This window comes from Polymorphospora rubra, from assembly GCF_018324255.1.
Taxonomy (GTDB): Bacteria; Actinomycetota; Actinomycetes; order Mycobacteriales; family Micromonosporaceae; genus Polymorphospora; species Polymorphospora rubra.
In genome coordinates, this window is sequence record NZ_AP023359.1 from 5541209 (window position 1) to 5565093 (window position 23885).

General features: G+C 71.9%; 15 protein-coding genes and 1 pseudogene. 4 read left to right on the forward strand and 12 right to left on the reverse strand.

Annotated features, from left to right (window positions below; translation table 11 throughout):
- The first annotated feature begins 5 nt into the window (after nt 1-5).
- Complete coding sequence (locus Prubr_RS25155; RefSeq protein ID WP_212817403.1) at nt 6-479, forward strand: type II toxin-antitoxin system RatA family toxin; 474 nt, start codon at nt 6-8, stop codon at nt 477-479.
- Between the two features lie 57 nt (nt 480-536).
- Here the strand turns inward: Prubr_RS25155 and Prubr_RS25160 are convergent.
- A pseudogene (locus Prubr_RS25160) lies at nt 537-6056 on the reverse strand (SDR family NAD(P)-dependent oxidoreductase); the annotation flags it as partial.
- 116 nt (nt 6057-6172) lie between these two features.
- Here Prubr_RS25160 and Prubr_RS25165 point away from each other — a divergent pair.
- Both Prubr_RS25165 and Prubr_RS37995 read left to right on the forward strand, forming a co-directional pair.
- The gene (locus Prubr_RS25165) at nt 6173-7813 is read left to right on the forward strand and encodes a fatty acyl-AMP ligase (protein WP_212817405.1); all 1641 of its coding nucleotides are present in this window, start codon (nt 6173-6175) and stop codon (nt 7811-7813) included.
- A 21-nt stretch (nt 7814-7834) separates the two neighbouring features.
- Nucleotides 7835-10261 carry an acyl-CoA dehydrogenase family protein gene (locus Prubr_RS37995; RefSeq protein WP_343221500.1) on the forward strand — a complete coding sequence of 809 codons (2427 nt, stop codon included), beginning with the start codon at nt 7835-7837 and terminating at the stop codon, nt 10259-10261.
- A 45-nt stretch (nt 10262-10306) separates the two neighbouring features.
- On the opposite strand, the gene Prubr_RS25175 is transcribed toward Prubr_RS37995, so the two are convergent.
- From Prubr_RS25175 to Prubr_RS25190, 4 genes are all read right to left on the reverse strand, one after another.
- Complete coding sequence (locus tag Prubr_RS25175; RefSeq protein WP_212817406.1) at nt 10307-12433, reverse strand: MMPL family transporter; 2127 nt, start codon at nt 12431-12433, stop codon at nt 10307-10309.
- Nucleotides 12434-12530: 97 nt separating this feature from the next.
- Nucleotides 12531-14255, reverse strand: a complete 1725-nt coding sequence (locus Prubr_RS25180; protein WP_212817407.1) for a class I adenylate-forming enzyme family protein — start codon at nt 14253-14255, stop codon at nt 12531-12533.
- A gap of 384 nt (nt 14256-14639) precedes the next feature.
- The gene (locus Prubr_RS38310; RefSeq protein ID WP_212817408.1) at nt 14640-14774 is read right to left on the reverse strand and encodes a hypothetical protein; all 135 of its coding nucleotides are present in this window, start codon (nt 14772-14774) and stop codon (nt 14640-14642) included.
- Nucleotides 14753-16594: a DNA/RNA helicase domain-containing protein gene (locus tag Prubr_RS25190; RefSeq protein WP_212817409.1), complete on the reverse strand. Its 1842-nt coding sequence runs from the start codon at nt 16592-16594 to the stop codon at nt 14753-14755. The genes Prubr_RS38310 and Prubr_RS25190 overlap by 22 nt, the downstream gene beginning before the upstream one ends.
- Before the next feature lie 161 nt (nt 16595-16755).
- Here Prubr_RS25190 and Prubr_RS25195 point away from each other — a divergent pair, with 161 nt between their 5' ends.
- Nucleotides 16756-17469 carry an SDR family NAD(P)-dependent oxidoreductase gene (locus Prubr_RS25195; RefSeq protein ID WP_281425841.1) on the forward strand — a complete coding sequence of 238 codons (714 nt, stop codon included), beginning with the start codon at nt 16756-16758 and terminating at the stop codon, nt 17467-17469.
- A 7-nt stretch (nt 17470-17476) separates the two neighbouring features.
- On the opposite strand, the gene Prubr_RS25200 is transcribed toward Prubr_RS25195, so the two are convergent.
- From Prubr_RS25200 to Prubr_RS25230, 7 genes are read right to left on the reverse strand one after another with little or no spacing between them, the layout of a single operon-like run.
- Nucleotides 17477-18439, reverse strand: coding sequence for an amidohydrolase family protein (locus Prubr_RS25200; RefSeq protein WP_212817411.1), 963 nt, complete (start codon nt 18437-18439; stop codon nt 17477-17479).
- Nucleotides 18439-19389 carry an MBL fold metallo-hydrolase gene (locus Prubr_RS25205; protein ID WP_212817412.1) on the reverse strand — a complete coding sequence of 317 codons (951 nt, stop codon included), beginning with the start codon at nt 19387-19389 and terminating at the stop codon, nt 18439-18441. Before Prubr_RS25205 ends, Prubr_RS25200 begins: the two co-directional genes overlap by 1 nt.
- Complete coding sequence (locus tag Prubr_RS25210; RefSeq protein ID WP_246567614.1) at nt 19386-20219, reverse strand: ABC transporter ATP-binding protein; 834 nt, start codon at nt 20217-20219, stop codon at nt 19386-19388. The genes Prubr_RS25205 and Prubr_RS25210 overlap by 4 nt, the downstream gene beginning before the upstream one ends.
- Complete coding sequence (locus tag Prubr_RS25215) at nt 20216-21025, reverse strand: ABC transporter permease (RefSeq protein WP_246567615.1); 810 nt, start codon at nt 21023-21025, stop codon at nt 20216-20218. The genes Prubr_RS25210 and Prubr_RS25215 overlap by 4 nt, the downstream gene beginning before the upstream one ends.
- A complete protein-coding gene (locus tag Prubr_RS25220; protein ID WP_212817413.1) occupies nt 21022-21840 on the reverse strand; it encodes an ABC transporter permease in 819 nt (272 codons plus the stop codon). The genes Prubr_RS25215 and Prubr_RS25220 overlap by 4 nt, the downstream gene beginning before the upstream one ends.
- Complete coding sequence (locus Prubr_RS25225) at nt 21837-22841, reverse strand: ABC transporter substrate-binding protein (RefSeq protein WP_212817414.1); 1005 nt, start codon at nt 22839-22841, stop codon at nt 21837-21839. The genes Prubr_RS25220 and Prubr_RS25225 overlap by 4 nt, the downstream gene beginning before the upstream one ends.
- Before the next feature lie 48 nt (nt 22842-22889).
- Complete coding sequence (locus Prubr_RS25230; RefSeq protein ID WP_212817415.1) at nt 22890-23636, reverse strand: class II aldolase/adducin family protein; 747 nt, start codon at nt 23634-23636, stop codon at nt 22890-22892.
- Between the last annotated feature and the right edge of the window lie 249 nt (nt 23637-23885).

Genomic DNA, 23885 nt, shown 5'->3' on the forward strand with positions numbered 1-23885 from the left:
CCACGATGGAGTGCTCGGTCGTCGTGCACGCGCTGCTACCCGGCGCCGACGCCCAACGGACGTTCGACCGGCTCGCCGATTTCGGCGCGTACCCGGAGTTCACCGATGCCGTGCGGACGGTCGCGGTCACCACACTCTCCCCGACCCAGGTCGAGTCGGCGTGGGAGGTCAACTTCCGCAAGGGCATCCTGGTCTGGACCGAGCGCGACGACATCGACCCGGTGGCGCGGCGGATCGACTTCGCGCAGACCAAGGGCGACTTCTCGGTCTTCACCGGCTCCTGGCTGGTGGTCGAGGAGGACGACGTGGTCCGGGTGGAGTTCGCCAGCCGGTTCGATCTCGGCATCGCGTCGTTGGCCAGCCTGATCGACCCGGTGGCCTGCGCGGCGCTGCGGGACGCGGTCGGTGACATCCTGCGTGGCCTGTTCGGCGCGGACATCGAGATCGACGCGGTCGAGGCGGCCCCGGTCGCCGTATAGGTTTCCGAGCCGGCCGGCGCCGGTGCGGCCCGCTGGCCGCCCCGGCGCCGGCCGTGGTCAGTCGATCAGGTCGTAGAAGTCGTCCTTCGACGCATCGATCTTGTCACCGCTGGCGTCCACGAGGGACATGAGCCGGCCGAGAGCGTCGGCCACCCGCTTGCGGGACACCCCGTCCATCGCCAGGTGGGACAGGTCGGACTCCAGCCGGTCCAGGTCCTCGAGCACCCCGAGCGCGGACGCGGCCCGCTCCGGCACCAGTTCGCCGCGCAGGTAGGCGACCAGTTCGTGGACGCCGGGGTGGTCGAAGACCAGGGTCGCCGGCAGGGTGAGGCCGGTCACGGCGGCCAGCCGGTTGCGCAGCTCGACCGCCGTCAGCGAGTCGAAGCCGAGCTCGGGCAGGCTCCGCGCCGGATCGAGGTCGGCGCTCGACCGGTGGCCCAGCACCACCGCGACCTCGGTGAGCACCAGCTCACGCAGCACCCGGTCCTGCTCGGCGGGATCGAGCCCGGGCAGGGTACGGGCCAGGTCCGGCCCGTCCGACCGGGCCGCGCCACCGCCGGCACCGACGCCGACGCCGGCCACCGCGCCCGGCTGCGCCGGGAGCCGGGCTCCGCCGGCGGGCTCCACCGGCAGCAGCTCGTGCAGCAGGCGTGGCAGCAGCCGGCGGTCCTGCCCGCGCAGCAGGGTCAGATCCAGGTCGGCGAGGACCGGCAGCGGCGCGTTCGCCGCCAGCGCCCGGTCCAGCAGGGCCAGGCCGGCCTCCGTGGACAGCGGCGCGAGCCCGGCGCGGCGCATCCGGCCCAGCCCGGCCGCGCCGACCTGGTCGGCCATCCCGTCCGGCAGTTCCCACAGGCCCCAGGCCAGCGACTGCGCCGGCAGGCCCTGCGCACGCCGCCGGGCGGCCAGCGCGTCGAGATAGGCGTTGGCCGCCGCGTACCCGGCCTGACCCGGCGAGCCGAACAGGCCGGCGGCGGAGGAGAAGAGCACGAACGCGGCGAGGTCGATGTCTCGGGTCTGCTCGTGCAGGTGCCACGCGCCGGTGGCCTTCGGCCGCAGCACCGCCGCGATCCGCTCCGGCGTCTGCGCGGCCACGACGCCGTCGTCGAGTACGCCGGCCAAATGCAGTACGGCGGTGAGCGGGTGCTCCTTCGCGACGCCGGCGAGCAGTGCGGCGACCGCCGCCGGATCGGCGGTGTCGCAGGCGACGACGCGGACCGAGGCGGCGCCCAGCGCGTCCAGTTCGGCGGCGAGGTCGGCGGCGCCCGGGGCGTCGGGGCCGCGTCGGGACGTCAGGAGGAGGTGTCGGGCCCGCCCGCGTTCCAGCAGGTGCCGGGCGACGAGCCGGCCGAGGGCGCCGGTGCCGCCGGTGATCAGCACCGTGCCGTCCGGGTTCCAGGACGCGGCCGGGGTGGCAGCGGCGTCGCCGTCGCGTAGGCGCGGCACCAGCACGTCGCCGTCGGCGAGCGCGACCTGCGGCTCGTCGCCGCCGGCGGCCGCGGCGAGCGCCGCCGGCGGGGCGGGCGCGTCGCCGGTCACGTCGATCAGCGTCAGCCGACCCGGATACTCCGACTGCACCGTGCGGAGCAGCCCGCACGCCGCGGCGTGGCCGAGGTCGACGGGCGAATCGCCGGTCGCGCCCCGGGTCACCACGGCCAGCCTGGCGGCGGCGAACCGTTGATCGGTCAGCCAGCGCTGCGCCAGCTCGAGCGCGGCGGTGACCGCGCCGGCCGGCTCGTCGCCGCCCGGGGGCAGGGCGGCGAAGACCACATCGGGCACCGCGGCGTCCGCCGACAGGTCATCGAGCCAGCTGATCGCGGCGTCGTCGCCGGCCGGTATCCCGGCGCCGGCCGGCACCCAGCACAGCTCGTGGGTGCCGTCCGACGGCCGGGCGGCCAGCTGGTCGGGGTCGACGGGCCGCAGGGCGAGCTGGCGGATCGAGGCGACCGGCGCGCCGGTCGGGTCGGCGAGCATGACCTCGATCCCGTCCGCGGTGCGGGTCAGCCGGGCCCGAACGGCGGCGGTGCCCCGGGCGTGCACCTGCAGCCCGGTCCAGGAGAACGGCAGCGCCAGCTGGTCACCGGCGTCGGCACGCAGCCCGAGGGCGTGCAGTGCCGCGTCGAGCAGGGCCGGGTGCAGCAGGAAACGGTCCGCCGTCCCGGCCGCCTCCGGCGGTAGCGCGACGTCGGCGAACGTCTCGACACCGCGCTGCCAGGCACGGCCCAGGCCCTGGAAGACGGGCCCGTAGTCGTAGCCGGCGGCGCGCAGGCCGGCGTAGCAGTCGGTGGTGGACAACTCGGCGGCCCCCGGCGGCGGCCAGATCCGCAGCCGGGTGGCGTCACTGTCCCGGATCGGGGCGACGGTGCCGGTGGCGTACCGGGTCCAGGTGCCGTCGGCCGGGCGGGCGTGTACGGCCAGCGGCCGTGCGCCGTCGGCGCCCGGCTCGCCGACGACGACCCGGGTCTGCACCGTGCCGGCGTCGGGCAGCGTCAGCGGCGCGTGCAGCAGCAGCTCGGCGACCTCGGGGCAGCCGGCCCGGTCACCGGCGGCGGCCGCCAACTCGGCGAGCAGGGCACCGGGTACGACGACGGTGCCGCGGATCCGGTGGTCGGCGAGCCACGGCTGGGCGGCCAACGACAGCTCCCCGGCGAACAGCAGCCCGGGGCGGCCGGCGGCGGCCGGCAGCTCGACGGGCTCGTCGAGCATCGGCCGGGTCGGTGGGGTGAGCCAGTACCGTCGGCGCTGGAACGGATAGGTGGGCAGCTCGGCGCGCGGTCCCGGGCCGACGACGGTGGCCCAGTCGACGGCGACGCCGAGGGTGAACAGGCGGGCCAGCGCCTGCGTGAACGATTCCGGTTCGGCGCGCCCGGTCCGCAGCAGCGGTACGGCGACCGGTCCGGTCGTGGCGTCCGGGGCGTCGCCGACCGAGTCCAGCACCATGGCAGACAGCGTGCCGCCGGGGCCGACCTCCAGGAACCGGGTCACGCCCTGGGCGGCGAGCCAGCGCACGCTCTGCGCGAAGCGGACCGGCTGCCGGACGTGCCTGGTCCAGTGCGCGGCGGTGAACTCCTCGACCGGTTCGCCGGTCTCGTTGCCGACGACGGGCAGCTGCGGCGCGGCGTGTGCGACGCCTTCGGCCAGGTCGCCGTACTCGGCGAGCATCGGCTCCATCAGTGGCGAGTGGAACGCGTGGCTGACCCGTAGCCGGGTGGTCTTGCGGCCCTGCCCGGCGAAGGCGTCGACGAGCCGGTCCACCTCGGCCGCCGGCCCGGCGACGACGACGGCGGTCGGCCCGTTGACCGCGGCGACGCCGGCCTGCCCGGCCGGGTCGAGCAGCGCCTCGACCTCGTGCGGGGCGGCCTGCAGGGCGGCCATCGCGCCACCGGCCGGCAGGGCCTGCATCAGCCGGGCCCGGCCGGCGACGAGGCGGGCGGCGTCGGCGAGGGAGAGTACGCCGGCGACGTGGGCGGCGGTCAATTCGCCGATGGAGTGGCCGAGCAGGTAGTCGGGGCGTACCCCGGCGCGCCGCAGGCGGCGGTAGAGGGCGACCTCGACGGCGAACAGCGCGGGCTGGGTGTAGCCGGTCTGGTCGAGCAGGTCCGGCTCGTCGTCGATGACGGTCCGCAGCGGACGGTCGAGGTACGGGTCGAAGGCGGCGTAGACCTCGGCGAGGTCGGCGGCGAATTCCGGGTCGGCGGCGGCGAGTTCGCGGCCCATGCCCTGTCGCTGCGCGCCCTGGCCGGGGAAGACGACGGCGAGCTTGCCCTCGGCGACGGTGCCGGTCACCACCGCCGGGTGCGGCCGGCCGGCCGCCAGGTCGGCGAGGCCGGCGGGATCGAGCACGACGGCCCGGTGCGCGAACGCGGTGCGCGCGGCGGTCGCCACGGCCACCTCGGGCAGCGGCTGCTCCGGCCGGCGACGCAGGTGGCTTTCGAGCTGGCGGGCCTGCTCGCGCAGCGCGGCCCCGGTGCGCGCGGAGAGCACCAGCGGCGCCGGGCCGGGCCGCGCCGGGGCGGGGGAGGGGGCCGGCGGTGCCTCCTCGATGATGACGTGCGCGTTGGTGCCGCTGATCCCGAACGACGACACGGCGGCGCGGCGCGGTACGGCCCCGGCCGGCCAGGGCTGGGCGTCGGTGAGCAGCCGCAGCGGGCCGGCGGACCAGTCGACGAACGGGGTCGGCTCGTCGACGTGCAGGGTGCGGGGCAGCTGATCGTGTCGCAACGCGAGCGTCATCTTGATGACTCCGGCGATGCCGGCCGCCGCCTGGGTGTGTCCGATGTTCGACTTGACCGAGCCGAGCCAGAGCGGTCGTTGCCGGTCCGGGCCGTACGCGTCGAGCAGGGCCCGGGCCTCGATCGGGTCGCCGAGCCGGGTTCCGGTGCCGTGTGCCTCGACGACATCCACATCGGCCGGTCGCAGGCCGGCGTCGGCGAGCGCGTCGGCGATCAGGCGCTGCTGGGACGGCCCGTTCGGGGCGGTGAGTCCGTTCGACGCCCCGTCGGAGTTGACCGCGCTGCCACGCAGGACGGCCAGCACCGGCCGGCCGTTGCGGCGGGCGTCGGAGAGCCGTTCCAGGACGAGTACGCCGGCCCCCTCGGCCCAGCCGGTCCCGTCGGCCGCCGCCGCGAACGGCTTGCACCGGCCGTCCGGGGCGAGGCCGCGTTGGCGGCTGAACTCGGTGAAGACCAGCGGCGTTCCGATCACGGTCACCCCGCCGGCCAGGGCGAGCGAGCACTCGCCGGCGCGCAGTGCGCGGGCGGCCAGGTGGAGCGCGACCAGCGACGACGAGCAGGCGGTGTCGATCGACAGCGAGGGGCCCTCCAGGCCCAGCGTGTACGACACCCGGCCGGAGACGACGCTCGACGCGTTGCCGGTCAGCAGGAAGCCGGCGACGTCGGACGGGATGCCGCCGAGGCGGGGGGCGTAGTCGGCACCGATGACGCCGGTGAAGACGCCGGTGCGGCTGCCGCGCAGCCGGTGCGGGTCGATCCCGGCCCGTTCCAGCGCCTCCCAGGTGGTCTCCAGCATCAGCCGCTGTTGCGGATCGGCGGCCAGTGCCTCGCGTGGGGAGAGTCCGAAGAATCCGGCATCGAAGTCACCGGCGCCGTAGAGGAAGCCACCGTGCCGGGCGTAGGTGGTGCCGGGATGTTCCGGGTCCGGGTGGAAAACGTCTGGATCCCAGCCACGGTCGATCGGGAACGCACCGATCCCGTCGTGCCCCTCGATGAGGTTCGCCCAGAATTCGTCCGGAGTGGACGCATTTCCGGGAAAGCGGCACGCCATCGCCACGATCGCGATCGGGTCGGCCGACGGGTCGGATTCGGCGGCGGCCGGGTCCGGCCGTGTCGCGCCGGTGACAGGCGGGTTGGTTCGCGCGGCCAGGTATCCGGCCAAAGTGGCCGGATTGGGATAGTCGAAGGCCAGCGTGCCCGCCAGGTCGAGGCCGCTCGCGTCGGCGAGCCGCTCGGCGAGTTCCAGCGCACTCAGCGAGTCGAAGCCGAGCTCGGCGAACGCGCCGTCCGGGGGCACGTCTTCGGGTGCGCGGCCGAGTACCGCCGCCACCTCGGCGCGAACGACATCCAACCATTGCTGCGTCTCGCGGTCACCCACGACTGCCACCTTCCGGGGAGATCATCCACCCTTGGTTTCCGGCATGTTACTGCCTAGGCTGTCGTCATGATCGTGACTGGACTGACGTGAGCCGTTTCGTCGAGGCAATGGTCGACGCCGCCGCGCGATCGGAGCGCGGCATGGTCACCGGGGCACCCGCGGCACCGTCGCGGCGCACCTGGGGGCAGCTGCACACCGCCGCGCTGCGCACCGCGGCCGAGCTGGTCGAGAGTGGACTCTCGCACCGGCAGGCGGTCGCGATCCTCGCCGGCGAGCCGGTGGACGTCGCCCGCGTCGTGCGCGCCACCTGGCTGGCCGGCGGCAGCGTCACCATGCTGCACCAGCCGACGCCGCGTACGGACCTCGCCGTCTGGGCCGAGGACACGGTACGCGTACTGCGCATGATCGACGCGCGGCTGGTGCTGCTCGGCGCGCCCTTCGAGCCGATGGCCGCCGTCCTGGAGGCGCAGGGCATCGCCTACCGGATGATCTCCGACCTGGACAGCGACCGGGATTTCGAGATCGTGCCGGCCGCCGAGACCGACACCGCGCTGCTGCAGCTGACCAGCGGCTCGACCGCCGAGCCGAAGGCGGTCCAGATCAGTCACGGCAACCTGTACGCCAACGTCTTCGACACGATCGCGCACATCGAGTGCGGCGACGACGACGTGATGGTCACCTGGCTGCCGCTCTTCCACGACATGGGCATGGTCGGCTGCCTGGTGGTGCCGATGGTCTCCGGCTTCGAGCTGGTCAGCGTCACCCCGCCGGAGTTCCTGCGCCGGCCGCTGCTCTGGGCCGAACTGATGACCGAGTACGGCGGCACGATCACCGCCGCGCCCAACTTCGCGTACGCGATCCTGGCCCGCCAGCTCGCCCGGGCCGAGGCCGGATCCCTGGACCTGTCCCGGATGCGGATCGCGTTCAACGGCGCCGAACCGATCGATCCAGCCTCGGTGGAGGCCCTGACCACGGCGGGGGCGCGCTTCGGACTGCGCCCGACAGTGATCAACTGCTGCTACGGCGCCGCCGAGAGCGCCCTGGTCATCTCGCTCTCGCCGCTCGGCGACCCGATGGTGCTCGACACCGTCGACGCACTGGAACTGGAGAAGAACCGGCGTGCGGTGCCGGTCGGCGGCGAGCCCACGGCCGCCGTACGCCGGCTGCCGCTGCTCGGCCCCGCCTTCCCGACAGTCACCGTCCGGGTGGTCGACGAGTCCGGCGCCGAACTCGGCGACCGGGAGGTCGGCCGGCTGCAACTGCGCGGCGAGTCGGTCACCGCCGGCTATCTCACCGAGCAGGGGCCGGTCGCCGCACTCGACGAGGACGGCTGGCTCGAGATCGGCGACGAGGGCTACCGCGTCGACGGCCAACTCGTCGTCTGCGGCCGGGCCAAGGAGGTCATCATCATGGCCGGCCGCAACATCTACCCGACCGACATCGAGCGGGCGGCCGCCACCGTCGACGGCGTGCGAACCGGCAACGTCGCGGCGGTCCGGATGCTGGCCGGCGAGGGCGTGGACCGCGAGTCGTTCGCGGTACTCGTCGAGTCGCGCCTGGCCGGTGACGCCGACGCCGAGCGGAACCTGCGCGACGCCGTGGTCACCCGGGTCGTCGCCGAGATCGACGCCCGGCCGGCCGCCGTCGTGGTGCTGCCCCCCGGCTCGCTGCCGAAGACCCCGTCGGGCAAGCTACGCCGGTCGGCGGCCCGCTCCCTCGTTCCCTGACCCGACCCCGGAGGAACTTCGATGCGTTCACTCGATCAGGCCCGGACCCTGTGCGAGTCGTACCTGCCGGGCCTGATCGACGGGCTCACCGAACTGCCGTTCGACCGGCGCGAGGCGCCGGGCGGCGCCACCCTGCCGGTCTTCCGTAACGCGGGCGGCCCCGGTCTGGTGATCCCGAAGGACTACGGCGGGCTGGGCGCCACCCCGCTGGACGCGGTCCGGGTCACCCGGGCGATCGGCTCCCTCGCCCCGTCGCTCGCGGTCGCCACCACCATGCACCACTTCTCGGTGGCGACGCTGTTCACCTTCGCCGAGAGCATCAAGAACTCCGGCATGGAGTGGGCGCTGCTCGAGGCGATCACCAGCCGCAACCTGCTGGTCTCCTCCGGGTTCGCCGAGGGCCGCCCGGCGCAGGGCATCCTCGCCCCCACCATGACCGCGACCCCGGTCGAGGGCGGCTACCGGATCAACGGATCCAAGAAGCCGTGCAGCCTGACCCACTCGATGGACCTGCTCACCGCCAGCGTCTCGGTGCCGGCCACCGGCGGCGGGACGCAGACGGCGTTCCTGCTGATGCCGGCGACGCTGCGTGGGATCAGCCGGCATCCGTTCTGGGGCAGCAGCGTGCTCGCCGGGGCGGAGAGCGACGAGATCCGGCTGACCGACGTCTTCATCGAGGACGAGCTGGTCATCCCGACCGAGAACGGTCCGGACGGGATGCTCGACGATCTGCAGACCGTCGGGTTCATCTGGTTCGAGCTGCTGATCACCGCCTCCTATCTCGGGATGGCCAGCGCGCTCGTCGAACGCGCGCTGACCGCCGGACGGGGCGGGACCACCGAGCGGGCCGCGCTCGCGACCAGGCTGGAGACCGCCACCCAACTGATCGAGGGAGCGGCCCGCGCGCTGATGGCGGGTGAGACGGACAGCGGCGCACTGGCGCAGGTGCTGATGGCCCGGTACGGCGCACAGGACGCGCTCACCGACGCCGCCCAGCGGGCGGTCGAACTGCTCGGCGGGATGTCCTTCATCGGCTCCCCGGACGTGGCATACCTGATCGCGGCCTGCCAGTGCGTCGCGTTCCATCCGCCGTCGCGCGGCAGTGTCGCGGCGTCGCTGCTCGACTATGTGGACGGAACCGGACCCTTCATCTTCTCCGACACCCGGCCGAGCGACCCGACCGCGCCGCGACCCGCCGACCCGGCACGGCCGACCGCCCCGATGCCGACCACCGCGGTGCAGGCCGAAGCGGTGCCGGCCGAGCCGGTACGGGCCGAGCCGGAACCGGCCGAGCCGACGCCGGCCGAGCCGGCGGTCACCGGGACCGCTCCGACGGCCGGGGCGGCCCGACCCGCCCCCGAAACCGAGAAGCCGGCCGCCGTCGCCCCGGCCCCGGTCACCGTGCCCGCGCCGCGGCAGATGGCGGAGCCGGTGGCCGTGTCGTACGACCCGCGGCCCGTCACGCCGCGCACGGCCACGCAGACCTCGACGGCGACGGCGAGCGACGCGGCCGACTGGGACCAGGCGATGTCGCTCTTCGACGGCGCCGAGGGGATCCGGCTGACCCCGGCCGACTGCGACCTGCGCTACTGGTTCGCCAACGTGCCGCAACGCACCCTGCGCGGCAACATCGTCGGATATTCCCCCGACCTGGTCACGCCGGACTTCCTGCGCGAGCCCGGGCCGCTGCGGGAGGCGCTGGTCCAGGAGGTGGCGTTCCGCGCGCTGGCCGAGGAACGGGCCGCCCGCGCGATCGGCTACCTGGTGGCGTGCGCACCGGACTCCGCCACGGTCGAGTTCTACGCGACCCAACTGATGGACGAGACCCGGCACTCCATGATCTTCCGCAACCACCTGTGCAACCTCGGCGTGGACGCGAGCGACGTGGACGCCGTCATCGCCGCGCAGACCGCGACGGACCGGGCGGCGATCCTCGACCCGCTGGAGGAGTTGGGCATCCCGATCGTCCGGGAGCGGCGCGACTTCCTCGGCGGCGTGGTTTTGCTGACGATCCTGATCGAGGGCTTCCTCGCCCCGTCGTTCGAGCTGAGCGAGCGCAAGTGGCGGCCGCTCGATCCGCGGATGGCGGACATGGAGAAGGGTGCCGGGATCGACGAGGTACGACACCTCGCCGTCGGTACCTCGATCATCCGCGACGCCGTCCACCAGAACGCGGAGGAACGCGACCGGCTCGTGGAGATCATCCGCGACGGGATGCGGCTGTGGGAGCAGTTGCCGGTCGGCGACCAGCTCACCCGGTGGGAGAACTGGTTCCAGGAGGGCATCGTTCCGCACCGCGAGCTGATCGGCGACTACGAGGCCTGGGACGGCCGCCGGCTGGTCGACACGACGGCGCAGGAGCGGATCCAGAAGGCGCTCGAGGTGACCAGCACCGTGCACTCGACCCGGCTCACCGACATGGGTCTCGGCCGGGCGCTCATCTTCTGAGCAGCGCGCACGCAGCCGGGCGGTCCTGGACCGCCCGGCTACGTGTCAGCCGTTCTCGCGGATGCCCCAGCGGCGGTAGAGCGGGCGCAGCGGGCCCGGTAGCCACCAGTTGAGGTCGCCGAGCAGCCGCATGGTCGCCGGCATCAGCAGCGCCCGGACGATGGTGGCGTCGACGATGACCGCGATCGCCAGCCCCACCCCGATGATCTTCACGACCAGCACGCTGGACGTCGCGAAGGACACGATGACCACCACGAGCAGCAGGGCGGCGCTGGTGATGATCCGGCCCGAGCGTTGCAGTCCGATCGCCACCGCCTCGGTGTTGTCGCCGGTCAGGTCGTACTGCTCGCGGATCCGGGAGAGCAGGAACACCTCGTAGTCCATGGAGAGCCCGAACGCTACCGCGAAGATCAAAATCGGTTGTACGACGTCGATGTTGCCGGTGGAGGTGAACCGGAACAGGTCGGCGAGGTGACCGTCCTGGAAGATCCAGACCACCGCGCCGAACGCCGCGGTGAGACTGAGGATGTTCATCAGGATCGCCTTGACCGGCAGGACCAGCGAGCCGAAGGCGAAGAAGAGCAGCACGAAGGTCGTGGCGATGACCAGCAGCGCCATCCAGGGCAGCCGCTCGGTGAGCATGTCCATCAGATCGGCGAAGCCGGCGGCGTCGCCGCCGACCAGCACCGTGCCGCCCGGCGGCGGCTCGACCGCGCGGACCGCGTCGACCAGTTCCCGCCCCTCGGCGGAGATCGGCTCGACGTCGGACCGGATGGTGATCCGGGCGGTGTCGCCGTCGGCGCCGGTGACGTCGGCCTGCCCGACGCCGGGCACGGCCGTCACCCGCTCCAGATAGCCGGCGAGCTGCTGCTGTCCGGCCGGCTCGCCGACGGGTCCGGCCAGCGTGACGATCGCGTCGGTCGCGCGGGTGACACTGTCCGGAAAGGACTCCTCGAGCGCGACCTGGACCTGCCGGCTCTCCGCACCGGCCGGCAGCACCCGGGTGTCCAGCCAGCCGTACGAGATCCGCAGGAACGGCAGGCCGAGCAGCACCAGGAGGACGACGACGCTCGTGGCCACCAGGATCGGCCGGCGCATCACGGTCCGGGCGATCCGGGCCCAGGCACCCGCGTCGGGGTCGGGCGCGGCGGCCGTACGGCGACGGCGTTCCCGCAACCGCGGGCCGAGCAGGGCGAGCATGGCGGCCATCGCGGTCAGCGAGAAGAAGCCGGCGAGCAGCACTGCGGCCACCCCGCCGATGGCGACCGAGCGGAGGAAGACCTGGGGAAACACGGCGAGGCTGGCCAGGGCGAGGGCGACGGTGACCGCGGAGACGACGATGGTCCGACCGGCGGTGACCATGGTGCGGCGCAGGGCCTGCGGAACCGCCTGGCCGGTGCCGAGTTCCTCCCGGAACCGGCTGACCATGAACAGGCTGTAGTCGACGGCGAGGCCGAGGCCGAGCAGGGTGACCACGTTGACGGCGAAGATCGAGATATCGGTGAACTGGGCCAGCAGGCGCAGACCGGCCAGCGATCCGACGATCGCGAGCACCCCGACGAGCACCGGCAGCAGCGCGGCCAGCAGGTTGCGGAAGATCAGGATGAGGAGCAGGAAGAGCACCGGTACGGCGAGCGCCTCGGCCCGGATCAGGTCGGTGCGGCTCTGCGTGTTGACGTCGTCGAAGACGGCGAGCGGCCCGCCGACCGAGACGTCGAGGTCGGGGCTGGTCAACTGCTCCTTGATGGCCAGGAAGTTGTTCAGCCGGTCGTTCTCGGTCTCGCCGGCGACCTGCACCGCCGCGAACGTCGCCCGCTGGTCGGCGCCGACCAGGGTGCGCTCGCCGGTCCGCCAGTAGTCCACCACCCCCTCGATCCGGTCCGGCGGAAGCCGGTCGAGGACGTTGCGGGCCGCGTCCCGGTACGCCGGGTCGGCGACGGTCCAGCGGTCACTGCGGAACAGCACCACCACGTCGGCGTCGTTGCGGCCGAGCCGGTCCCGTTCGACGTCGGCGGCCCGCGAACTCTCGCTGGCGGCGTAGGTGAACCCGCCTCCCGCCAGATCGTCGAAGGCATTCGCTCCCCAGGCGCCCGCGGCGACCAGGAAGACGGCCGAGGCACCGATCAGCCACCACCGCGCCTGGTGCGCGAGCCGACCGAGCAGGTCCAACATGGGTGTTCCCTTCGCTCGACCGCGCACGGTCGCCGGACCGGCTGTGGCGCCGGCCGCGGGGCCGGCGCCACAGTGGCGTCTCAGTGTGCGGCGGTGCTCAGGTCCAACGTCCGATGCCGATCGCCTGGGAGCCGGAGAACAACTGCTCCCGCAGCGCCACCCGGCGGATCTTCCACGTTCCGGTACGCGGGAACTCGTCCCACCGGATCTGGATCGGCTCCGCCATCGGGCTGAGGTCCGCGACCGCGCGCGCCCAGTCCTCCTTGGACAGCGGTACGTCGTCCAGGGTGCTGACCACCGGCACCGGCAGTTCCCCGGCGCGAGGCAGGACGACGACCTCGGTGGTGTACTCGATCCGGTCCAGGATCAGGTCCTCGAACTCGATCGCGCTGCCGCCGGGGATCCGGTCGATCTCCCGGTCCACGATCCGCACCGCGCCCCACTTGTTCATGATCCCGAGGTCACCGGTGTTCCACCAGTTGCCGTTGACCTTCAGGTCGTGCCGGTCCTGCTCGCCGACGTAGGCGAGGCACCGGCCCGGCTGGTCGATCTCGATCAGGCCGACCTCGCCGCGCGGCACCTCCTTGCCGGTCACCGGGTCGATCGCCCGCATCTTGGCGTGGAACGGCATCGGCCAGCCGATCAGCTGGGTCGGCGGCGGCCGGTGCCCCTTGCGCTTGACCACGGACCGGAAGAACGGCCGGATCGCCAGTGCGCCGTTCTCGGTCTGGCTCCACGACTGGACCCAGATCGGGAACTTGTGCTTGGTCGCGGCCATGAAGGTCCGGATGGTCCGGGTGTGGATCGCGTCGAACGAGTTGACGTACTCCCGGACGTTGTGGAACAGGCCGGCGGGGTCGCGGGCCAGCGGCTCCCAGGCGAGGTAGATGTTCGGCAGCGCCTCGACCAGGGTCGGCTTGTGTTCCAGGATCAGTTCCCGGACCCGCGGCGAGAGCGGGTCGGACAGGAAGATCACCTTGGGGCCGATCGCCGCCATCGCGAGCTGCATCGTCGCCAGCCGCTCATGCGTGTACGGGTCGCAGAACGCCACCGTGTCGCTGCGCTTGAGCGCGAACCCGGGCCACCGCTCGACTTCGAGGATCGCCAGCGAATAGATGGACTCGGCGGAGTGCATGACCAGCTTCGGAATGCCGGTGGTGCCCGAGGTGTGCGTGATGACCATCGGCTCGGAGAACTCACGCATGCTCGGCTGGACCGGGGGAGCGTCCTTGAAGTCGTCGAGCTGCAGCACGTCCGGCCGGTCGGCGACCGGGTCGACGCTGATCGTGCGGACCGTGTCCTGCTCCGTCACCTCGGTGGTGATGCCGCACTTCTCGATGTGGTGCCGGTCGGTGAGCAGGAACGGCCGCTCCAGCCGCTTCAGCATCGGGATCATCGCCTCCGGACCGTACGATCCGGAGAACATGCAGGGGATGGCACCGATCCGGGCGATGGCGCACTCGAGGATGACGATGTCCATGTGGTTGGCCTTGAGGACCGCCACCCGGTCCCACGGCCGTACGCCGGCCTGGTGCAGCCAGGCGGCGGCCCGGTCGACCAGCGCGGCCCACTCGGTGTAGCTGCGGCTCACCGGCCCGTCCGGGTCGATGTCGAGGGGGCGGTCGGCGATGACGAGTTCGTCCGGGGCGGTCTTGGCCGCCACGTGCCAGGTCTCGCCGATCTTGGAGTGCTTCGGTAGCCGGGAGAAAGGACTGAGCCGGCGGCGGTAGCGGGTCGGCGTGAAGTGCGTAAGGAAGCGCGGTATGGGCCGCGGCGACTCGACGCCGTCGCCGGTCGCTGCCTTTTCGGCAGATGAAGTCACGGGATCCTCCGGTTCTGCGGGGGCAGAGGGAAGTCGGCGGCCCGTCGGTTTTACCGGCAGCCAACTTGCCGGTAACAATATCGAGATCGTCCTGTGGAGACCACGGGTGATCGTGATCTTCCACTCCCGACCCAGCGACAACCTGCGCAATGTGGACAAGTGCGCCGTCCGTCCCGCCGTCCTCCCCAGCGAGCGACGGGGCGGTACGCCGACCGGCTCAGCCCGCTTCGGCCACCTCGTCCCAGAAGCCGCACTGGTGTGCGGTCCGGATGTCGATCGGAGCGACGCCGCCCGGCCGGGGCGCAGCCGCAGTGTGTTGGCCTTGGCCGGGTCGTAGCGGGGCCAGCGTCGCCGCCGCCAAGTGGTCGACGTGTACGTGAGCGGCTACTGGTCCTGAGGCTCGCTCTCGGTGACTCCTGTCGTTGGTCGTGGCGGATTCACGATCTGCTTGAGCATGGCCCGGGTTGCGGGGTCGGTCGAATAAACGACCATGCCTTTCATGGCGCGGGTGAGGAGCACGCGATATTGGTTTCGGACCGGGCCTCCTCATCAGGGGCCTTACGGCAGAGCTGGACCAGCTTGGTGTAGTGGGAGGCGCTCATTTGTACGGTCATCCGTTTGGTGGCATCACTCCAGACCAGGTCCGGGCCGACGATCACCCCGCAGCGGTCGAACTCGAATCCCTGGGCAGTGAAGAGCGAGCCGACCTGTTCGGCTCCGCGAGGGTCGTGTGCCCAGGAGGTGTCCCTGGGGAAGCCGTCGATGCTGTGGCGGAGGTTCCAGCGTTTCTGCCACCCGCTGATATCGATGTCATAGGGAATGTCGTTGATTGTGGAGGGGGACTGGGGCCAGGGCAACCACTCCCAGCAGAAACCGGCCATCAGTCGTGCCTTGTCGCCGGCCGGCCCCCCGAAGACCAGCTTCTCCAGCTCTTCTGGCGAGTCCGCCACCTGGACCGTGAAGGTGGCCTCGTCATGCCAGACGACGGGGCTGCCGTCGACCAGCGCGTCGACCCAGGCCTCATAGGCTTGTGAGCCACCACTTCGGTGCTGCTCCTGCAGTTCTAGTTCCTTGAACGAGGCGCCGGTGCGGTCGGCGATCTCGCGTGCCCGTTCGACGGTGACGAAGTCACGGTAGGTGGATGCCTGATCCTCGTCGATGAAGAGAACCAATACCTTCGCCGACTTCTTCAGCTCGAACAGTTGGGTGATGTTGTGGGCCTCCAGGTGCTGTTGGATGTGACGGGGGTTGTTCTGTGCTCGCCGGACTGTGTACTCCTCGAGCCGGTGGGCTTCGTCGATGATGAGCACGTCGAGTGGCTGCTGCCACCGGGAGTCGTCCCAATACGTTCGGGCCGAGGTGATGAGCTTGTCCGCAAGCCCGGCGCCGAAGATCTTCCTGAAGTTGGCCGACTGCCGCAGCGCCTGGCGTAGGGAGGAGAGGTTGGTGGCGTAGCTGACCTGTCGGTTCGCGTGTGCGTTGGCAGCGAGGAGGTGCAAGGCGATCCACGTCTTTCCGGTGCCTGGGCCACCTTTGACCACGATCACCGCATGGTTGCGGTCTGCCGTCACGCTCAGCGCTTTAGAGACGGCATTCTGGATGGTCGCGAACACGTCGTCCTGTTCATCCGTGAGCGGGTACTGGGTCCGGTCGCCGAAGATTCCGGCAGCGGCCACAAGAACCGAGTGGCTCTGCGCGTAACCGGCATCCAGCAGACGATCCTTGGCGGCGCTTCCCGTGCTGCGGGCGTCGAAGATGCTCTCGAGGAACTTTCGAAAACGTTGCCGGCCCATCCCACCACCGCTGAAGGTACGCCTCCCGCGTGTCTCGCCAGCCGCGCGAAGAGCACCGATGGTTGTCTCGGTGGCGTTGTGTAGGTATGCCGCTGCTTCGATACGGACCGCCGCCTCGTCATGCATGCCGGCGGTGAAGTTCCGGATGAACTGGCCGTAGTCGTGGGCTTGGTCGTAGGGGTGGCGAAGGTCGTGGCTCCTCTCGTACCGTGCCCCGGTGCCCGTGACGCGTTCGTGTACGGCATCCCACTCGGCCGCCTGCCACTGCTTCAGCTCGATGACCAGGTAGGTCGGCCGTCCGTCAGGTCCGACCCCGATGACGATCGCGTCGGCGCGACTCGATCCCGCCTGGAACGGGGTGTACTCCAGCGCTACCCACAGCAGTTGGAGTCCAGACTCGACCAGGAGATCCGCCAGTGCCGGCAGGCTGCGCGCCCACGATCCGGTCTCACCCTTCAAGTCCCAGTCAGCCGGGAGAGTGGAGCCGTGGAGGTCGCGAACGAGACGTTCGAGTGTCTGCGGCCGCGTCGCCTCGGCGAACTCCATGACGGACCTTACGTATCGTGCTCGACCCACGGACTCCTCCTACGGCGTGATCAGCCGGCCTCGCACGACAAGGTACTGACTCGCACCGACAGATCGCGTCCCAGGCCGTTTAGGACCAATCCCGCGCGGCAGCAGTTGCGTTCAGTGCTGAACCGGAGCGCATGGGTACCGGTCCGGTAATCGACGCACTGCGGCGGCGGCGGAGTTACCGCGCCGCGTGCCGTCTCCGTGCCGCGTATCCGCGGATCGACGTGCTCGCCAACAACGCCGGCGGAGTGTTCGGCGCGCAGACCAAGACGGTGGACGGCTTCGAGACGACGTTCCAGGTCAACCATCTCGCGCCGTTCCTGCTCACGCGGCTGCTCCTGGACACGCTCATCGCGTCACGGGCGTCGGTGCTGCAGACCTCCAGCACGGTGCGGTTCGCCAAGGAGGTCGACCTGAACGACCTCGACCACGACCGCAACCACGACCCGGTACGCGCGTACGGTGCGGCGAAGCTGGAGAACATCCTGTTCACCACGGAGCTGCACCGGCGTTACCGCGCCAGCGGCCTGTCGGCGGCGTCCTTCTACCCGGGCAATGTCTGGACGAACTTTGCCTCCGAGACCACCAGCCCGGTCATGCGGTTCGTCCGGTTCCTCGGCTCCAATCCGCTGATCCGGCGCGTCCTGCTGTCCACGCCCGACCAGGGAGCGGACCAGATCGTGTGGCTCGCCGAAGGTGTCCCCGGGACGGACTGGCAGTCGGGGGCGTACTACTTCCGGCGCCGGGCCAGCACGCCGCGAAACCCGCGGGCTCTCGACGCTGATCTCGCCCGTGGACTGTGGGAACGATCCGAGGAACTGCTCGGGGGACGACTTTCCGCGGCGTAGGGCACGGCTACGGCCGGAGTGCCAGCAGGCGGCGGGCGTTGCCTCCGGCGACCAGGTGGGCGTCGTTCTCATCCAACCCGGCCTGGGCCAGGACCGTCTCGACCCGTTCGCGGGTGGCGTCGCGGAGCCCGATCGGCCAGTCGCTGCCGACCAGCACGTGGTCGGGGCCGAGGAGGTCGGTCGCGAATCTGATCGCGGCCGGGGCGAAGCCCATGGTGTCGAGGTAGACGTGGGCGCGGCGCGGCGCCGGGGCGCGTGCGGTCATGATCTCACCCTCGTCGGTCGCGGCGGCGAGGGACAGGCCGGCCATGCCCAGCATCGGGAAGATCACGTGCAGGCCGGGCAGCTCCTCCAGGACACCGTCGTGCAGCAGGGACAGCAGGGCGGCGGCGTTGATCGTGCCCCGGGCCAGTGACGTACCGAACCGGCCGAGGCCGGCGAACGCCCTGGTCATCGAGTCCGGGCTGATCGGGTGTGCGAGAACGGGCACCCCGAGTTCGGCGGCGGCGGTCAGGGTGGGGCGGGCGGCGGGGGAGCTGAGGAGTTCTCCCTCCGTGGCGCAGTCGACGACCAGCCCGGACAGGCCGAGTTCCCGGACCGACCGGACCGCCTCCGCGGCGGCGGTGTCGCCGCCGAACGCGTCGATGGTGGCCAGGCCCCGGATCCGGTCCGGTGCTGTCGACACCGCCTCGGCCAGGTGGTCGTTGATCCGTCGCAGGTCGGCCGGGGCGGACCGCTCGCCGTACGCCGTGACCAGCGCGGGCGGTGCGCTGAGGACCCGCAGGTCGACGCCGTGGCGGCCGGACTCGGCGAGCAGTCCGTCCAGGTCGGCGATCCGGCGGGCCAGCGACGACCACCGGTGCGCCAGTGCCCGCGCCGTGTTCCGGGGCGCCAGCGCCGGATAGTCCGGACAGGCGTAGTGGGTGTGGACGTCGGCGATGTACCACCGCCGGTCGCGGTACGGGTCCATCAGACCTCGATGAACGTGTACGTGAAGCCGCGTTCGGCCCGGTGCACGTACCCGGCGGCCGGGAACGGGAAGTGGGCCGGCACCAGCAGGTCGCCGGAGTCGGCGGCCCGCTCGAGCAGGCGGCGACGCTGGTCGGCCGAGTCGCCCGGCACGACGCAGTACCGGATGCTCCACTCCGGACGTTCCAGCTGCACGCCGTGGTGCAGCATGTCGCCGGCGAACAGCGCCCGCCGGCCGGCCGACTCGACGACCAGGTAGACGTTGCCGGGTGTGTGGCCGAAGGCCGGGACCAGGTGGACCTCCGGCGACAGCACGTGGTCGGCCTCGACCAGGTCGAGCACCCCGGCGTCGCGCAGCGGCAGGATGCTGTCGGCGATGTAGTCGCCGGTGCGGCGCAGCGCCACCGCCCCCTCGGGCCCGGTCCACCAGTCGAACTCCTCCCGGACGACCAGGTAGCGGGCGTTGGGGAAGGTCGGCACCCAGCCGCCGGCCCCGTCCGAGCTGGTGGCGAAACCGACGTGGTCGACGTGCAGGTGCGTGAACACCACCGTGTCGACGTCGTCGACGGACACCCCGGCCCGTGCGAACTGCTCCAGGAAGGGCCGGTCGGCGCGGTCGAACACCCCGCCGTTGCGGGGCTTGCCGTTGCCGCCGCCGGCGTCGACGAGGATGAGCCGGTCCCCGGCCTTGAGCAGGTGGGCCTCCTGGTTGAGCACGATCCGGCCGTCCCTGGTGAACGGTTCCCTGGTGTAGAACGCGCCCTCGGTCCAGGTCTCGGATTCGAGCTGTGGGAAGAAGTCGGTCGGGACGGGGAAGTAGTCGACCTCGCGGATGGGGAAGACCTCGACGTCGCCGACGTGGAACGACCAGAGCGGTCCCTCGCCGCCGCCGGTGTCGGTCCAGCGCGGCACGCCGGGGTCGGCGTGCTGGTGCGGTTCCTTGCTGTTCACGGGGTCACCTTCTCCAGGTGTGGCGATGTCGGGGCGTCGGTTGTCGGGGCCCGCCGCACGTGTGCGTACACGCGGGCGCGCAGCTCACCGAAGCGGGACGTCGAGCGGGTGCCGAGCTGGTCGCGTTCGGCCGGCAGGTCGATCGGGAACTGGGCGATGATCCCGGCCCCCGCCGCGCCGAGGACGACGACGCGTTGGCTGAGGTAGACGGCCTCGTCGATGTCGTGGGTGACGAACAGGACGGTCATCGGGTACCGCCGCCACAGGCGGGCCAGCAGATCCTCCAGGTCGCCGCGGGTCTGCGCGTCGACCGCGGAGAACGGTTCGTCCATGAGCAGCAGGCGGGGCCGGTAGGCGACCGCCCGGGCGATCGCGACCCGTTGCTGCATGCCGCCGGACAACTGCCACGGGTACGCGTCCGCCGCCTGCGCCAGCCCGACGGCCTCGAGGGCCTCCACGACCAGATCCCGGCGCTCGGCGCGGCCGATCCCCCGGTGCCGCAGCGGCAGTTCGACGTTCTGTCGGACCGTCTTCCAGGCGAACAGGCTGCGGCCGTACTCCTGGAACACCACGCCGAGGTCGGGCGGCGGTTCCATCACCCGCCGTCCGGCGAGGACGACGTCGCCGGACGAGGCGGGCAGCAGCCCGGCCACTATCTTCAGCAGCGTGGTCTTGCCGCACCCGGACGGGCCGACGACCGCGACGAACTCGCCGTCGCGGACCGACAGGGTGATCCCGGTCAACGCGTCGACGGTGCGCTCCCGGGACCGGTACGACTTGCGCAGGTCGACGATCCGCAGCAGGGCGTCGTCGGATTCGGGCGGTGTCACCTTGACTCCTCTCGTCCGGTGGCTCCTCGGTGCCACCGCAGGGCGCGGCGCTCGACCAGTTCGAAGAGCTTCGCGAGGACGAACCCGAGCGCGCCGAGGAGCAGTACGCCGCTCCACATCTGCGGGATCGCGAAGGTCCGCTGGAACCGGATCACGGTGAAGCCCAACCCGTCGGTGCTCATGAGCATCTCGCTGACCACCATGACGATGATCGAGATGCCGAGGGCCTGGCGGGCGCCGGCGAAGATCTGCGGCGTGGCGGCCCGCAGGATCAGCCGGTGCCGGGTCCAGGCCGGCAGCCGGTACGCGGCGGCGGTCTCCAACTGGACGTCGTCCACGGCCCGTACGCCGTCGGCGGTGTTGAGCAGGATGGGCCACAGCGCGCCCATCGCGATGACGATCAGTTTGGTGGCGTCGCCGATGCCGACGGCGACCAGCAGCACCGGGATCATCACCGGTGCCGGAAGCACCCGGAAGTAGGCGAGGATCGGGCCGGTCAGCGCACGGACGACCGACCAGCGACCGACCACGTACCCGACCCCGACACCGACTACCAGCGCCGCGGCGTACCCGACGCCCAGCCGCCACAGGCTGGGCACGACGTCGCGTACGAAGGTGTCGGAGAGCCAGACCTGGCCGAACGCCTCGACGATGGCCCGCAGCGGCGGCAGGAAGATGTTGGTGCTGTCCGCGCTGGCCACCCACCAGACGGCGAGCAGCACGACGGGAAGGCCCAGCGTGCGGCCGGCACCGGCGACGCCGCGGGCCAGGACGGTGCGCGCCCCGGCGCGTCGACCGCCGCTCACCGGACCGTCTCCCGCCGGGTCGCGACGTGCCAGTGCAGCAGCCGCCGCTCGCCGAGGCGGGCCACCGCGTCGAGCGCGATGCCGACGCCGCCGGTCAGCAGCACGAGCGCGTACATGCCGGCGGACTCGCCCGACTCCTGACTGCTCCAGATCATCTCGCCGAGGCCCGCGCTGCCCATCACCAGTCCGCCGGTGAGGGCGAGCGCGAGCGCCACGGAGACGACCAGCCGCAGGGCTGTCCCGAGGTACGGCAGCACCGTCGGCCAGGTGACGTGGACGATCCGGCCCCACCGGCCCAGGCGGAAGCTGCGGGCGGTGTCGACGGCCACCTGGTCGACGTCGCGCAGGCCGTACAGCACCTGGAACAGCACGATCCAGAAACAGGAGACGGCGACGAGCAGGATGGTGATCTGACCGACGTCCAGGACGAGGACGAGCACCGGGATCAGCACGATCGACGGGACCGGACGCAGGAAGTCCAGAGTGGACGAGGTGATCCGCAGCAGCCACGGGACGGAGCCGATCGCGAACCCGAGGACGATTCCGGCGGCCACCGCGATGAGCAGTCCGGCGGCTGCCGCCAGCAGGGTACGGCCGGTCGCGGTCCAGAACCGGGCCTCGGTGAGCAGGCCGAGGGCTTCCGGCACGATGGCGGTCAGCGGCGGTACGTGGACGGGCGAGAAGAACGCCCGGGTCACCGCCTCGTACGTCACCGCGGCGGCGAGCAGACCGACCACGCCGAGCCCGCGCCGGTGCCCCGCGCCCCGGACGGTCCACCCCCGGCCGGAAGCCGTCACGTGGCTGCCGCTGGTCACCGCAGGATCAGTTCGTCGAGGTTCGGTGGGCTGCTGATCAGGCCGTCGCGCTGGGCGTAGCCGGCGAGCTTCTCGGCGGCCTCCCGGCTGACCTCGTCCCGCCAGCCGGTGATGGTGATCCGGGCCGCCACCTCCGGGCTGATCTGGGTGAACGTCGGGATCTTCGCGCGGATCTCGTCCTCGTGTTCGCGGGCGTAGGCGTACGCCTCCCGGATCGCGTCCCGGAAGGCGGTGACGACCTCCGGCTTCTGCTGCTGGAAGGCGCCGGACGTGTACCAGGCGGAGACCGTCAGGTCCGGGGCGAGGTCGGTGAATCCCCAGCCGATCGGGACCGCGCCCTGGGCTTTGGCCGCCGACAGGAACGGCTCCACCACCCATGCGCCGTCGACCCGGCCCTCGCTGACGGCGGCCGGCACCTGTGGGAACGGGATCTCGACGAGCTTGACCGACTCCGAGTCGCCGCCGGCGACGCGGATCGACTCGCGGGCGGCGGCCGAGGCGATGTTGGTGAGGATGTTGACCGCGACGGTCTTGCCTTCGAGTTGTTTCGGGCTGGTGATGCCGGAGTCGCCGGCCACGACGAGGGCGCCGTAGTCCTCGCCGGCCTTGCCGGTCGACGCGGACGCCGGCACCACCGCCTTGACGTCGAGGCCCTGGGCGCGGGCCACGATCAGGGTGGTCAGGTCGCCGGTGGCAAAGTCGACCTTGCGGGCGAGGACCGACGGTACGGACGTCAGGTCGGAGGTCTCGGTGTCCACCTCCACCCGCAGGCCGTGCCGGGCGAAGACGCCGTTGTCCTGGGCGAGGTAGATCGGGGCGAGGTGGCCCAGCGGCGCCGAGGCCAACGTGACGGTGGTCAGACCGTCGTCCGCCGCGGCCGGGTCGTCCGCCTCGCCGCAGGCGGCCAGCGGGGCGGTGAGCAGGACGGCGGCGAGTACGCCCGCCACCCGGTGACGGGTCGTGCCGGTGCGGCTACGGGAGCGCGATGTTCGGGATGACACGGTCGGTCTCGATTCTCGGTGAGGGGGTGTCGGGGTGGTGGCGCCGGTTCAGAAGCGCAGCCGCAGGTCGAGGTCCTTGACGTAATCGGGGAACGGGACCGGGCCGCCCAGACCGAGGGCGCCGATGCTCGACACGGCCGCCTCCTCGATCGCCACGACCAGCCTCGCCGCGTGTACGGCCGAGTCGCCGGCGACGAGCAGGCCGTGGTTGCCGAGCAGGACGCCGTACGTCTGCGGGTGGGCCTGGTAGGTCTCGGCGATGGCGCGTACCGCCTCGGCGGTGCCGCGGGGGGCCCACGGGGCGACCGGGATGTCGACGGCCTGGCCGTGCACCAGCAGCGCCTCGTACCGTGCCGGCAGGCTGACCGACGCCAGTGCGTAACTGGTGGCGTACGGCGAGTGGGTGTGGATGACCGCGTTGACGTCCGGCCGGGTCCGGTAGACGCCGACGTGCATCTTCAGGATCGCGGCCACCGACGGGCTCGGCGTACCGGCCACGACCTCGCCGTCGAGGTCGACGACGACGACCTGGTCGTTGACGGTGCGCAGACCGGGTGCGGCGACGCGGAGGTCGCCGGCCGGCCACGGCGCCAGCAGGTCCCCGGCGTTGACGGCGAGCAGGTTGGGGTGTCCGGGGAGCCGGACGCTGATGTTTCCGTGTCCACTGGCGGACATCGCCGAGGCGGCGAAGATCCGGTTGATCCCGGTGGTGAGGTCGGTTCGCGCGGCGTCCAGTTCGTCGGAGCCGAACGGGCTGCTCCGGTGCGGGGTGCGGGCAGGATCAGAATCGGTCATGGCGAGACAGCCTTTGTCGTAGGTGGGGGGTCGTGCGTGCCCGTCGACGGAGCGACGGGCGACAGGAGTCCGCGGGGCGGCCGCGGGCGGGAGGTCAGCGGGGGCGGGAGGGTCGGATCGGCGTACGGTGCCGCCTCATCGCCTGGTGGGCGGCGTGCGGATGTGCCGCCGGCACGCCGGTGGGCGGCTCAGCGGCTGCGACAGAGCGCGCTTTCGGTGAGGCCGTAGTCGACCGCCCGCCGGGCGGTC